The sequence below is a fragment of the Paenibacillus sedimenti genome, from assembly GCF_014534655.1.
Lineage (GTDB): Bacteria > Bacillota > Bacilli > Paenibacillales > NBRC-103111 > Paenibacillus_E > Paenibacillus_E sedimenti.
In genome coordinates this window covers 268,889-281,468 of sequence record NZ_JACVVD010000002.1, presented here as the reverse complement: position 1 = coordinate 281,468, position 12,580 = coordinate 268,889, and the positions used below count along the sequence as shown (strand labels likewise).

General features: G+C 47.9%; 13 protein-coding genes. 4 read left to right on the top strand and 9 right to left on the bottom strand.

The window, feature by feature from the left end:
* Positions 1–2: 2 nt before the first annotated feature.
* From ICC18_RS05875 to ICC18_RS05860, 4 genes are all read right to left on the bottom strand, one after another.
* Positions 3–608: a hypothetical protein gene (locus ICC18_RS05875; protein ID WP_188173447.1), complete on the bottom strand. Its 606-nt coding sequence runs from the start codon at positions 606–608 to the stop codon at positions 3–5.
* A 106-nt stretch (positions 609–714) separates the two neighbouring features.
* The gene (locus ICC18_RS05870) at positions 715–2,559 is read right to left on the bottom strand and encodes a sensor histidine kinase (RefSeq protein WP_188173446.1); all 1,845 of its coding nucleotides are present in this window, start codon (positions 2,557–2,559) and stop codon (positions 715–717) included.
* On the bottom strand, positions 2,556–3,224 hold the full coding sequence (locus tag ICC18_RS05865; RefSeq protein ID WP_188173445.1) for a response regulator transcription factor: 669 nt from the start codon (positions 3,222–3,224) through the stop codon (positions 2,556–2,558). The genes ICC18_RS05870 and ICC18_RS05865 overlap by 4 nt, the downstream gene beginning before the upstream one ends.
* 151 nt (positions 3,225–3,375) lie before the next feature.
* The gene (locus ICC18_RS05860) at positions 3,376–3,975 is read right to left on the bottom strand and encodes a nitroreductase family protein (protein ID WP_188173444.1); all 600 of its coding nucleotides are present in this window, start codon (positions 3,973–3,975) and stop codon (positions 3,376–3,378) included.
* Between the two features lie 276 nt (positions 3,976–4,251).
* Here ICC18_RS05860 and ligD point away from each other — a divergent pair, with 276 nt between their 5' ends.
* Complete coding sequence (gene ligD / locus ICC18_RS05855) at positions 4,252–5,133, top strand: non-homologous end-joining DNA ligase (protein ID WP_188173443.1); 882 nt, start codon at positions 4,252–4,254, stop codon at positions 5,131–5,133.
* A gap of 198 nt (positions 5,134–5,331) precedes the next feature.
* On the opposite strand, the gene cls is transcribed toward ligD, so the two are convergent.
* From cls to ICC18_RS33595, 3 genes are all read right to left on the bottom strand, one after another.
* A complete protein-coding gene (cls, locus tag ICC18_RS05850; RefSeq protein WP_188173442.1) occupies positions 5,332–6,765 on the bottom strand; it encodes a cardiolipin synthase in 1,434 nt (477 codons plus the stop codon).
* Positions 6,766–6,893: 128 nt separating this feature from the next.
* Positions 6,894–7,337 carry a ParM/StbA family protein gene (locus ICC18_RS05845; protein ID WP_312029491.1) on the bottom strand — a complete coding sequence of 148 codons (444 nt, stop codon included), beginning with the start codon at positions 7,335–7,337 and terminating at the stop codon, positions 6,894–6,896.
* 12 nt (positions 7,338–7,349) lie between these two features.
* Positions 7,350–7,490 carry a hypothetical protein gene (locus ICC18_RS33595; RefSeq protein ID WP_223192363.1) on the bottom strand — a complete coding sequence of 47 codons (141 nt, stop codon included), beginning with the start codon at positions 7,488–7,490 and terminating at the stop codon, positions 7,350–7,352.
* Between the two features lie 195 nt (positions 7,491–7,685).
* Here ICC18_RS33595 and ICC18_RS05840 point away from each other — a divergent pair, with 195 nt between their 5' ends.
* From ICC18_RS05840 to ICC18_RS05830, 3 genes are all read left to right on the top strand, one after another.
* Complete coding sequence (locus ICC18_RS05840) at positions 7,686–8,696, top strand: M23 family metallopeptidase (protein WP_188173441.1); 1,011 nt, start codon at positions 7,686–7,688, stop codon at positions 8,694–8,696.
* Positions 8,696–9,148, top strand: a complete 453-nt coding sequence (locus ICC18_RS05835; RefSeq protein ID WP_223192362.1) for a bactofilin family protein — start codon at positions 8,696–8,698, stop codon at positions 9,146–9,148. The genes ICC18_RS05840 and ICC18_RS05835 overlap by 1 nt, the downstream gene beginning before the upstream one ends.
* A gap of 98 nt (positions 9,149–9,246) precedes the next feature.
* Positions 9,247–9,984 (top strand): HAD family hydrolase, encoded by a 738-nt coding sequence (locus ICC18_RS05830; protein ID WP_188173440.1) that lies wholly within the window; start codon positions 9,247–9,249, stop codon positions 9,982–9,984.
* Positions 9,985–10,218: 234 nt separating this feature from the next.
* Here the strand turns inward: ICC18_RS05830 and cntE are convergent, their stop codons facing one another.
* Together cntE and ICC18_RS05820 are read right to left on the bottom strand one after the other, a co-directional pair.
* Complete coding sequence (cntE, locus tag ICC18_RS05825) at positions 10,219–11,409, bottom strand: staphylopine family metallophore export MFS transporter CntE (RefSeq protein ID WP_188173439.1); 1,191 nt, start codon at positions 11,407–11,409, stop codon at positions 10,219–10,221.
* A 26-nt stretch (positions 11,410–11,435) separates the two neighbouring features.
* On the bottom strand, positions 11,436–12,575 hold the full coding sequence (locus ICC18_RS05820; protein WP_188173438.1) for a cysteine synthase family protein: 1,140 nt from the start codon (positions 12,573–12,575) through the stop codon (positions 11,436–11,438).
* Between the last annotated feature and the right edge of the window lie 5 nt (positions 12,576–12,580).

The window sequence follows — 12,580 nt, the reverse complement described above, 5'->3', positions numbered from 1 at the left end:
GTTCAAATATGAACGCTTTTTGTTTCAACTTGCGCGAAATCTCCTTCTCTTTTCCATAATGCGCTGCCCAGTCCGATGAAGGCGATCCCGGACACGATTCTGCTAATATAATCCCCGAACGGCACGAAGTCGCTCAAAGCTCCAATGATCATGACGATCAGCGCCCAGCGAGGCAGAACTTTATGTTTGAGAGACACGGCGGCGAACATGACGATAGCAATCAATTTCAATCCGACATTACCGAGCGTAGCGATCATAAAAGGAAGCGGAGGCATTCCAGTCCCCTCAAACATAGCGGGATCCAATTGGTGAATGATCGGCGCCAGCAAAAGCAAACCGTATTGATGACCAGCGAACAGCGAGGACGTCAGGAAAATAAAGAAAAACGTAAACAGACCGAAACCGCGTACTTTATGAATCTGGGCCAAAAGCATGCCGGCAAACAAAAACAGCGAGCACGTTAACGCTATTGTATCCAGTCCCCAACCGATCAGCCCCGTTACGCTGCCATTAAATTGCGGCTGAATAAAAAACCTGGACGGCAAGTACGCCAGCCCTCCCAACATCCCGGCAAAACCAAATGATCTAATTAATTTCGTTTGACTCATACATCTCAATCCTTTCTTAACTTGTGTTGTCGTTTATAAACACATTGTATAAAGAAAGGGTGTCATATGAGCAGATACGCCTGTCATGTCTTTGTCATGCCGGGTGTCATGTGAGAGGCAGACGAATGTCAATAACAGCTCCCGGTTCGTCTGGATTCGGAACAACCTCCAGCTTTCCGCCCAGCATCACGGTCTTTTCCTTCAATGTTTGAAGCCCGAAACCGTAGTCTCCCCTTCCTTCATAGGGAAGGCCGGCATTCGATAGCCGAAATCTCACCTCGTCTTCAGCATAGTGAAGCGATACCTTGAAGCGCTTGCTTTTGCCGTGACGAATCCCGTTGGAAAGCCCTTCGATGAGAGCAAAATACAGCACATTTTTGTGGATGGGACCGATCTCCCTGCCTTCTTCAATGGCTGCACGAATTTGCACCTCGGCGGAATACTCCGTATCATGAATGACCCTTTGGAGCAGCGTTCCGATCGATGCAGTCCAGTCCTCTTCTTTAAGCATTCGTACCGAACCTCGAATATCATTCAGTCCTTTGCGAACCAGCTCTTCAGCAATCCCGATCTTTTGCATAGCCTTCTCCAGATCCCGTGTCATCAAAATCTTCACAGCTTCCAGTTGGACAATCGATGCGGTAAGCGTATGCCCGACTACGTCATGCATTTCTTGTGAGATACGGTTCCGTTCCGTTAATGCCGACATTTCCGACATGACCAAAGCGCTCTCCTGCATCGAAACGACCAGCTTCTTGTGGGTCTGCTCCAGCTCCTCGGTTCTCTCCCTCACTTTTTGCTCCAATCCGGTGTTAAGCGATTGAAGTTCTTTTTGCGTCAACCAATATCTGCGCAGCATGATCGCTGTAAAGGAAAGGGCCAGCGCAAAGCTGGAAGCAATGCCCCCTTCCTGGTACGAAAGCCCGATACCGACTGCCAGATCCAGAAAGTAGACGGTATAACCGAATAAGAAAAAAGCATATTCCACATTTTCAGGCTGCTTGCGGATCGAGAGAATTAAGGCCACCACAATAGCAAGCGAGATCAATTGGATGATGATCGCCATGGAACCTTCCTCAAACCATAAGTACGTGGAAGGACGGAGTGTAATAATGGTCATCACCGCAGAGGCAAGAATCGCATACCCCTGCCACATTCTGCGAATCCAGCTCCTGTAACGGGCGTAAACGATATTCTCGAAGAACATGAGCGCAAAAATGGGCCATCCGATCGCGCCGATCTTGCTAAGGTAGTAATACAGTTCCGGAGAGAAGTAGAACAAATGTTTCGAGTTCATTCTCACTAGATAACCAAGCGATAGGCACCAGGCAAATAAAGATAAAATAAGATATAATCTTTCCTTACGGAACGCTATAAACAGGCCTAGTGCTACAAAGCCAATAAATAGCATGACCATAAATCCTATAAATAGCTTCAGATCCGTTTTGTAAAAGTATTCAACAACCGCAGACCACTCGCCCACTTCAATCATATACGGGGGCACAGCAGGTTGTTCGATGCTAAGAAGAATCGTTTTGTCACTGTCCGCTTGGTCTAGAGGAATGGCAGACCATTCAATCATATACCTCGGATCCGCGCCGAGCGGGTTCGTCGGATAGGTAGATACCTTATCGCCTGCATGTACGCTGATTTCCGGGACGGACGGGTAAATCAATAACCGCTTGTCCTTCCACGTCCGTTCAGGAAGTTGGATTTGGAGCCAGAGCCGCCCGTGATCAGAACTGCCAGGCAGAATCGGAAAGGAACTCCATGCCCCTTGTTTCGGGGCGGAAGCGTTCCATTGGTACTGTACCTCGCCGGGTGAAAGTGTGACGATATCTGCAGGCTTTACAGGCTGCATAAAATTCAGCAGCCCGTACATAAACAGCACGAAGCAAACCGCCGCGGCAAAAAACAGAAAATGAAGAGCCGAATAGGAAGCTTTCTTCATTCTTCGCTCATCAACTCCTTCAACAGCACCAGAGCGTGTGCACGGTCACTTGCGCCTACCTTATTATAGATGGCGCTAATGTAATTCCGCGTCGTCCCTTCGCTTATAAATAAAGCGGCGGCTATTTGCCGGTTGTTCCAGCCTTTTAACAGGAGTCGGATTATTTCTTGCTCCCGCTCTGTGAACGTGATCCCTTGGCTCCTCACTCTCGCCTTCTCCATCTCATCCTTCAAATTCGAGGAAAGCCGGAAGAGGCGTTCAGCCAGCTTTGCTGCGATGACGGCCGGCAGAACAAGCTGTCCCGTCAAGGCGTCTCGAATCATGGCAATTAATCGCTCTCCACGGATATCCTTGAGCAGAAACCCTTCTGCGCCATGCGCCAAACATTCGACGATAACCTCCTCTTCCGCAAAAGTGGATAAAATCAAGACAATCGTCTTGGGATAGGCCGCCTTGATCCTCTTGGTCGTCTCCACGCCATCCATAACGGGCATGCGAACATCCATCAAGACAACATCCGGATGCAACCGCTCAATCAGCTCTAATGCCTGAAGCCCATTCTCCGCCGTCCCAACCACTTCCATATCGGGTTGAACATCGATAATGGTGGCTAACCCGTCTACCAGCAAATTTTGATCATCCACAATCATCACTTTATAGGTCATTTTTTGCCTCACTCAATGGGTTAGATAGAATTACTTGCAATGGGGAGATAGTTCGACAATGAAGTGATGTATCCTCTTTTTGACCCTATATGAACAAAGGGCTATCCCCAAGTCTTTCGACTCATGGACAGCCCTTATCTTTGTTTTATGATTAGGAGAAAAATTTCACGCGATCTTCAAGCGGTTTAAACTCTTTCGGACCTGGTTCGAACGTTGGTTTGCCGAATGGCATTTGCGCAAGCAGTTTCCACTCGCTCGGCAGATTCCAAGTCGCTCTCACTTCTTCGTCGATTAATGGGTTGTAGTGCTGCAAAGATGCGCCAAGACCCGCTTCTTCCAAAGCTGTCCATACGACGAATTGAAGCATACCTGAAGATTGATTGGACCAAATCGGGAAGTTATCGGCGTAAAGCGCGAATTGCTTTTGCAGACCTTCAACGACGGTTTGATCTTCGAAGAACAGCACAGTGCCGTAGCCGCTGCTGAAACCGTTCAATCTTTCTTCCGTTTGCGCAAAGCTATCCGCAGGAACGATCTTTCTCAAAGTTTCTTTCGCGATATTCCATAATTTATCGGACTGCTCGCCAAAAAGAACGACAACTCTCGCGCTTTGTGAATTGAATGAAGAAGGAGTATGCTTTACTGCTTCGTTAACGATCTCCTGGATGCGCTCATTGGAAACAACAGCTTCCTTGCTCAAACCGTAATAAGTGCGTCTTTCTTTCACTGCAGTTAAAAAATCTTTACCCATTATTGATTCCTCCGCTTTCTTTAAGTGATTTATTTATGTTCCAACGATCGTTTGGCGATCGCGAACCACCAAAAATACGTTGCATCAAATATGAAATTTAATAATAAATTAACATTAGCTTTTAATTATGTTGTTACTAACTAATAGTTATTAACTTTTATTATTATGACTGGTTTTCACCTATTTTGTCAACCCCTTTCGATCCGGTTCTTTGTTTGAGATCTCGGCCACCAGGGAATAATCAGTGGAAACGGGCAATGAAGGGAAGCGTACACAATGGCAGTTACGACCAAAGGAACACTTATCGTAGAAGGAAACGAGCTGACGATTACAAATCCCGGCAAACCATTATGGCCGGAAGCGGGGATTACCAAAGCTGATTACCTTGCTAAACTGACGGAGCTGTCCCCTTATTTGCTGCGCTATTGCCGTAACCGCCACTTAACGACAATTCGCTTTCCGCACGGCTATAACGACAAGTCGTTTTATCAAAAAAACGCCCCCGAGCCTGTTCCACCCTTCGTCAAGTTGGCTCCGCTGGACGGCATTAATTATGTAAATTTGGACTCCTTGTCCACTCTTATATGGCTGGGTAACCTGGCCTGTTTGGAGTTTCACCCCTCTTTTCATCGGATTGGCGAAACACTGCCTGCGGAATGGGTGATTGATATTGATCCTTCCTTGGAAGAAGAACCGCGAATTATGGAAGCTGCGCACATTATCGGTGAGGTACTGGATGCCCTGCGCATTCAATCGATTGCCAAGACATCAGGTGCTACGGGCGTCCAAATCTATATCCCGATTCAGCACGGCTATACGTTTGAAGAGTTAAGGCGAATTGGTCATTTTGTGGGGGCTTTTGTCGTAAAGAAATACCCGAATCTCTTTACGATTGAGAGGTTCAAGAAAAACCGCGGAGATAAGATCTACGTAGACTATTTGCAGCATTGGTATGGAAAAACATTATCAGCACCCTACACGCCCCGCGCCAAAAAGGACGCATCCGTCTCCACTCCCCTGTTGTGGAAAGAGGTTGAGCTGCGTCCGAGTCCTCGTGAATTCAATTTGCATACCGTGCTGGACAGAGTGCGAAGAATGGGAGATCTCATCGAAACGGTCCCTCCGCAAAATCTGGATGCTATCCTGGCGCAGCTGTAGCCGAATAGCACCCTTTAATAAGAGTTTAAAAAGTCCGCTTTCAGAACCGAGAAGGTTGGACGAAATTCGGAGAAGGAGGAACGGAGCGTAGTGATTTGCTACGTGAGTACCGGACTTCCCGAATTTCGTTTAAGATTCGATGTCGAGATACTTCCTGAAAAACTTCGTTATCAAAGTGGATTTTTTAAACAACCTTTATTAAAACAGGGGAGATAGCATGCGGGCGATGACTTCCTTCCCTTTCTCGAACCGGGAGCGCTTCTCAAATTCAGCCAGCTTCAATTCCTCGCTTTCTTTTAAATCCTGAACAAAATCGTATTCTAATCGCTGAATGACTTCCTTATCGAACATTACCGCATTCAGCTCAAAATTGCTGAAGAAGCTGCGCATGTCCATGTTCGCTGTGCCGACAGTCGCCATGATGCGATCGATGATCATCACTTTGGCATGCATGAACCCTTTCCGGTACAGGAAGATACGGACTCCGGCCTGCATAAGCTCCAATAGGTATGATCTCGTTGCATACTGTACGATGCGCGAATCCGCTTTGTAAGGGAGAATCATGCGCACATCTACACCGCTGATCACGGCCGTTTTGAGTGCCATCGTGATGCTAGGATCCGGTATAAAATAAGGGGTCGCTAAATAAACCCGCTTCTTGGCTGCGACGATCCCCGCAAAGAACATCTCCTGAATGGCATCCCAGTGGGCATCGGGACCGCTTGAAATCACCTGGACCATGGAAGACGCAGGCTGAGCGTGCTCGGGAAAGAATGTATCCTCCGTTAGCCGCTTCCCGCTGACAAACTGCCAGTCCGTAAGAAACGTCTGCTGCAAATAATAAACGGCATCCCCAAGCAGCTTCAGATGAGTATCACGCCAAAAGCCAAGTTTAGGATCGCCCCCCAAGTATTCATCTCCAATATTAATACCGCCAAGAAAGCCCACGATACCGTCTATGACAACAATTTTACGATGATTGCGGTAATTCATGCGTTTGTCGAAGAAAGCAATCAGGGGCGGAAGAAAAGAATATACGTCGATACCTGCCCGCTTCAATTTATGGATGTAATCGCTAGAGAGGCTATAGCTCCCGATCCCGTCATAAATCACCCTGACTTTAACCCCCTCCCTCGCCTTACGGATTAGGGCCTCCTGGAATGTCCTCCCTATCTCATCATGCCGAATCGTATAAAACTCAAAATGGATATGCAGCCGGGCTTGATCAATCGCTTCAAGCATAGACGTATAAGTCGCATCTGCATTCGTCAGCACCTCGACTTGATTGTTCGGCGTGATGGGCGATCCCGGGATGTTAAGCAGCAGCCCGTATAGCCGCGGTTCTTTGTATAATCCGCAAACGTTAGAATTATCTGCTGAACCGTCCAACACGATGACCTGATTCATAAGCTTGGACTGTGTTTCCGCTATTTTGCGTGGCCCCTTCCGGCGAACCATTTTACGCGCCGAATATTCTTTTGCCAAAAAGTAGTACATGATAAAGCCGATCACTGGAAAAATAAACATGACAAGCAGCCAAGCAACCGTTTTCGAAGGTCGTCGGTACTCACCGATCAGAATGGTTGCTGTCTGAAATATGAATAGCAGCAGCACAATCACGATCCACAACACGGCTTCATCTCCTCTGACTCATAGACCGTATTCCCAAGTGTTAAGTATTCAGTTAGCTTTTGCCAAGAAACGCGCATCTATACCACTAGTCTCACTATGAACCGCTTTCAATATCGTTCCTTCAAAACTTACCAGCTTTCGTAATAAAATCCTGTCAATAGGAGGAAAATAATAGCTGTGCCTCCGGTTTGAATGAAAAAAGTACCCGCCGCTTCAGCAGGTACATTCGTGTTGCGATTATGAAGCTGAGGCGTGGAGAGGAACGTCACCTCGTGTTCGCCAACGAGTCTTTGCTCGAACTGCTGATTGAATTTCGCAAAGGCGCGTACGGGTAGACCGGTACCGAGCACATATTCTACTTCTACCGTGCTGCCGTAACCGTCTGAACCGCCGGATCCCTGATTCATCAAACCTTGATAAGCAAGCACCGTTAACGCAACGACGAGCGATTGGTCGGAAACTGCTTTATTATCCGTGTCTTCGAGCTCCAGGTTATCTTCGTGCTCCAAAGCCAAGTGTCCAACAAAATATCGCTGGTTTCTTTGTGAAAGGGACGGGCTGTAGATGACCACATCCAGCGCCTTTCAGGGAGCATCCTCTTCCTGCAAAATATGCCTCTCGTAGCCAGGAGCGATGATATTCGGGATGACCAGCGGTTCTTTCGCACCATCCAGCACCAATTTAATGCTATCGTTACCTATATCAATACCTGCAAGCTTATTCATACGCGCCTCTATTCAAAATCTGCGCTACCTTATTTTGCTAAGTATATTCGATCTATTCCGACAGTAATCCTTCCTACATTAGTCTCATTTTCACTAATCTGCTTAGGTATCGGGAGGGTTTTTATCGAAATGTGACGAATGGATTACAAAGAAGTTTACCAAAATCAACCACGACAGGAGAATGTTTAAGCCGTTATGAAGCTCAAATGGAAGCCCAAAAAGCTGACGCTGGTCATCATCCCAGATGCCAATCAATCCGTCGTCAGGTTTCGTATTCCCCATCTGTTTGCTTATATAGCTGCTGCATGTTTCTCTGTGCTGCTGCTTATTTCCATTATCACTTACACCCTGCATGCGAATACGGTGAAAGCCGCGAACGACCTTCAGTCCAAGCTGAATGGCGCGAGTCAACAATGGAATGCTACGCTCACGAGCAAGAATCAGACCATTGAGCAGCTGCAGAACGAAGTGATCCAGCTTTCCCAGCAAGCTGAGCAGATGAAAGCCAAGGTTGAAGAAATGAAGAAATTAGAGAATGATTTAAAAACGATCGCACAGATCGATACTGGCTCGTCTCCTACTAAGGACCCAGTAGCGATTCAGAACGAGAGCGGGGACAACGATTCCGCGCAGATTGGCATAGGGGGTAGTCTGAATCCTGTCTCCCAAGCGGAAATCATGAAGCTCGGCGAACAAACGCTCGCCTCCTTATCCGAATTGGATACCGAGGTCAAAGAACTGCAAATGAGTTTTACCGGAACGTTGCAGAAGGTTGCCGTCAAACAACAGCAGCTGCGAGTAACGCCAACGCTATGGCCTACTACCACTAAGGTAGTCACATCGTCATTCGGTTACCGTCGCGACCCTTTTACTTATCGCCCCAGCTTTCATTCTGGCATCGATTTCGGGGCCAAAGAAAATGATCCCGTCTTCGCCACCGCTGACGGCAGAGTCGTCAGTACCGGTACGGACCGTTTTCATGGCAACAACATCGTCATTGAGCATTCCAAAGGTTTACGCACTTGGTACATGCATTTGAATAAAATTTTAGTGAATAACGGCGATAACGTTGAAAAGGGGAATACCATTGGCCTCGTCGGCTCTACCGGACGAAGCACAGGACCTCACTTGCATTACGAAGTGCTCAAAAATGGAGAAAGCACAGATCCCAGACCTTATCTAAAAGCGGTGCGAAAGGATGATTAATGATGTTTAAAAGCAAAAAGCTTTCGATGAATCCCAATACGACCGATACCTTAATCGGAGAAGGCACTTCGTTTGAAGGCCGTATTAAATCTGAGGCCAGTATCCGGATTGAAGGCAACATTACCGGCGATATCGAGTGTGCGGGAGACGTTATCGTCGGCGAGCATGGAAGCGTCAAATCGAACATCTCCGCAAGAGATGTTGTACTCGCAGGAAGCGTACAGGGTAACGTTATCACCAAGGGCAAGCTGACGATTACTTCAACCGGCTCCTTGCAAGGGAATATCAGCGCCACATCGATCATCATTGAAGAAGGCGGTCAATTCCAAGGCAATAGCAAGATGGACGGGAAAGCACCGGTTAAAACGCCACAGAGCGGCGAGCCTGAGAATGAAAACAAGCCCGCTTCTGCGGCAAATGGCTCATTTGGCGGGAATACCGTTGCGATGTAGGACGCGGCTGGGCGCTTCCTTAGATTAGCCGCTCAAGCAAAAGTCATGGTATAATGGCTGGAAATCCCCAATTTCTGGCTGAAGCAGGAGACATACTGATGAGAGAACAGACGATCCTATTCGATCTTGACGATACGCTCGTTCATTGCAACAAATATTTTGACATTGTGATCGACCAGTTCGTGGACTTGATGCTGACCTGGTTTTCCGGTCACGCGTTAACACCGCAGGACATTAAACAAAAGCAGCTCGAAATCGATCTTGCCGGCGTCCATATTCATGGCTTCATGCCCGATCGTTTTCCTAAATCATTCGTTGAAACTTATCAATGGTTTTCGGAGAATTACAACCGCCCGGTGGTCCCGCAAGAAGAGTCCTGGCTGCTACAGTTAGGCCATACGGTTTATGAATATACCGTGGAGCCCTATCCGCACATGAACGAAACGCTGGAGTCGCTCCAGCAAGCGGGCCATAGGCTGTTTTTGTATACAGGCGGGGATGCTTCGATCCAGATGAAAAAGGTACGCGATGCCGGCTTAGATACTTATTTCGATGACCGCATCTTCGTAACCGTACATAAAACCAAAGAGTTCATGGAAACGCTGCTGCATGAGCAGCGCCTGGATCGGCGCCATACGTGGATGATCGGCAATTCGGTCAAAACCGACGTGCTTCCGGCTCTGCATGCAGGCATTCATTCGATCCATATTCCAGTCGCACAGGACTGGGAGTATAACACAGGCAAGATTGACATCGTGCCTAAAGGTGCGTTCTATCAGCTTAGTTCGCTCCGAGAAGTGCCTGGGACGATCCATGATTACGTGAAAAAAAACTAGTAGGAACCATTATCGCTAGTTCAGATTGTTGAGAACCCTTGTCTAAACCTATACGTTTGAGCATGGGGAGGGAATTGGATATGGGGTTCCTTTTTCCCTAACCTGTACTTTCTTATCTATAAATATAGATTGCCAACTACCCGGCCTTTCTGGCTGGGTGGTTGGCAATCTTTTTCATGTTCTGGGCAATTGTAACTTGGAGGTATGCAGATAACACTGGTAAAATGAATTGAACTACACGGCAGCCTGATTCCATCGCCTGTGATACACGATGGCAAAACATGCGCTAATCATCACAAGACCTGAACAGACCGCATATAACGCAGAATAAGATAATGTGTCAGCAACCGGTCCCAAGGCAATCCCTCCTAAGGAAATGCCCAGATCAGCCGATGCGATAAACAAACCGATCAATACATTCCGTGAGGAAGAAGGAAGCACGAACGTTAAGTAGGTCATCAATGTCGGGTATAGCAAGGCTTGAGCGATTCCCATCAAGATGGCAGCCGAATATAGAAACAGCGATCCCATGGACGCTGCCAAGGATAGCAGCAATGCGGCTATAGCTGCCAGCAGCAAAATAGCGCCGATGAATCGGGGGTGCCATTTCCCATCTGAGGGAACCCGCTTGCGAAACGCAAAACGCGAAAAAACAATGACTCCCGCCTGAATCATCAAATAAATACCCGCATGACCGAATTCCACCTGATTCGCATAGAGCGGAATGAATACCGACACGGCCCCGAAAACGACAGAAGCGGTGAGCATGAGCACACTGCAAAGGAGCAGGGAAGGCTGAGTAACGATTTGTCTAACCGCTTTCAGCATTCCTGCGCCTGATTGCTCCTCCTCCTTCCCTGTGGAACCGTTCTGTATGGATGTGCTGTACCCAAACAAGCCCGTAATGACCGCTATGGCAACCATTACAGCTGAGAAGGCATTCATTCCTCCCCATTCCCAGATCCCGAATGCAATCAAGGGACCTGTAATGGTAGGCATATAAGTAAAGAGGGAATACAAGGAGACTCCTTGAGACCGTTCCTCTTCCGAGAGAGAATCAATGATCCCCATCTGCAGCGCCATGGAAAAGAAAGCGGTGGAAACGCCTTGCAGGAATCGCGCAGCAAAGAAGCCTTCCAGTCCGGAAACCGTATATAACAAAAGTGCTGTCCCATTAACAATCAGCAGTACACGTAGTACCTTAACGGGGCCATACTTATGAACGAAATGGCCTGCCCATGGGCGAAAAAACATGCAGGTCAGCATATAAGTGCCCATAATAAAGCCGATCATCGTATTGCTTGCTCCCAAGGATTCACTTCGTATCGGAACGATGACATTCAAGACCGAATTCGCACTGAAAAAGAGAAAGGCGAGCGCATATAGACGTAGAAATGGCCACGAAGTGGCTCGGTGAGTACGCAAGGCAGCCACCTCCGGCAAAATAAGAATTAATCGATATACATGGAGCTGACTTGACGGGTATACCTCCGGCCTTCTACCTCCAAGTTCATACGCAGCGTAGAATCCGGAACCTCCAAGCTTTGAGTTAAGTCTGATCTGTAATTTGCACTGCTCGCAGGGCACATACTCCAAGGCTGCAGCTGCCGCGCCATCGTACGTATGGTTTCAAAATCCGCATTGGTTGCAAAGCCTTGCTGCTGCATCCATTCATCATTGAATAAGGTTTGGATATAGCGCTCCCCTCCATCCGAAATCATGCAGACAATGCGATCCTGCGGTGTAAGTTCTTGGGCCACCTTGAGGGCTACCAGTGCACAAGCTCCGCTGGAGGGTCCCATAAGGATGCCTTCATTTCGGGCAAACGCCCGAGCTGTGACGAAGGCCTGCTCATCCGTTATTTTATAAGCGCAATCCACATATTCCATGTTCAGATTCACCGGTGTCCAACCTAACCCGATGCCGGGGATTCGATACGAGTCTGCATGGCCTCCGAATATGGAAGAGCCTACGGCATCCACTCCGATGACTTGAACCTCCGGCGCAAACGTCTTGAGATATCTGGATATACCGCCTAGTTGCCCGCCGGTACTAACCGCAGTTATGAAGACTTTCAGCTTATTGGAGCAATCCCCCATGATTTCGCGAGCCGTGCTTTGATAATGGGCTTCGCTGTTCATCAGATTAAAGCACTGATCAGGGCGAAAAGCGTTATCGATCTCCATAGCAAGCTTGTTGGCCAGCGAGATTCTGGTTTTATGATAACTGCCGCAGTCATCCTTTTCTGTGACGACAATGACCTCCGCCCCGAAGCACTTTAAGAGTGCCAGATTCGCACTGGTCGTTTTTGGATCTATCAGGATAATGACGCGATAGCCTTTAGCCGCACCGATCATGGCAAGGGAAATGCCGAAATTGCCGCTGGAAGACTCAATGATCGTACCCCCCGGCTTTAGCAGCCCCCTGCGTTCAGCTTCGTTAATAATATGAATGGCAGCGCGATCCTTGATGCTTCCTCCCGGGTTGAATCGTTCATATTTAAACAGCACTTGACCTTCATTCGCTCTGTTGCTATTAGGTATCGTGATGAGCGGCGTGTTGCCGATGGTCTCCAGAATACTGGTTATCATAAGTC

Bases quoted from the DNA above. Each gene is read 5' to 3' on its own strand.
- ICC18_RS05875 (WP_188173447.1), bottom strand. From the start codon at position 608: ATGAGTCAAACGAAATTAATTAGATCATTTGGTTTTGCCGGGATGTTG.
- ICC18_RS05870 (WP_188173446.1), bottom strand. From the start codon at position 2,559: ATGAAGAAAGCTTCCTATTCGGCTCTTCATTTTCTGTTTTTTGCCGCG.
- ICC18_RS05865 (WP_188173445.1), bottom strand. From the start codon at position 3,224: ATGACCTATAAAGTGATGATTGTGGATGATCAAAATTTGCTGGTAGAC.
- ICC18_RS05860 (WP_188173444.1), bottom strand. From the start codon at position 3,975: ATGGGTAAAGATTTTTTAACTGCAGTGAAAGAAAGACGCACTTATTAC.
- ligD (WP_188173443.1), top strand. From the start codon at position 4,252: ATGGCAGTTACGACCAAAGGAACACTTATCGTAGAAGGAAACGAGCTG.
- ICC18_RS33595 (WP_223192363.1), bottom strand. From the start codon at position 7,490: ATGAATAAGCTTGCAGGTATTGATATAGGTAACGATAGCATTAAATTG.
- ICC18_RS05840 (WP_188173441.1), top strand. From the start codon at position 7,686: ATGAAGCTCAAATGGAAGCCCAAAAAGCTGACGCTGGTCATCATCCCA.
- ICC18_RS05835 (WP_223192362.1), top strand. From the start codon at position 8,696: ATGATGTTTAAAAGCAAAAAGCTTTCGATGAATCCCAATACGACCGAT.
- ICC18_RS05830 (WP_188173440.1), top strand. From the start codon at position 9,247: ATGAGAGAACAGACGATCCTATTCGATCTTGACGATACGCTCGTTCAT.
- ICC18_RS05820 (WP_188173438.1), bottom strand. From the start codon at position 12,575: ATGATAACCAGTATTCTGGAGACCATCGGCAACACGCCGCTCATCACG.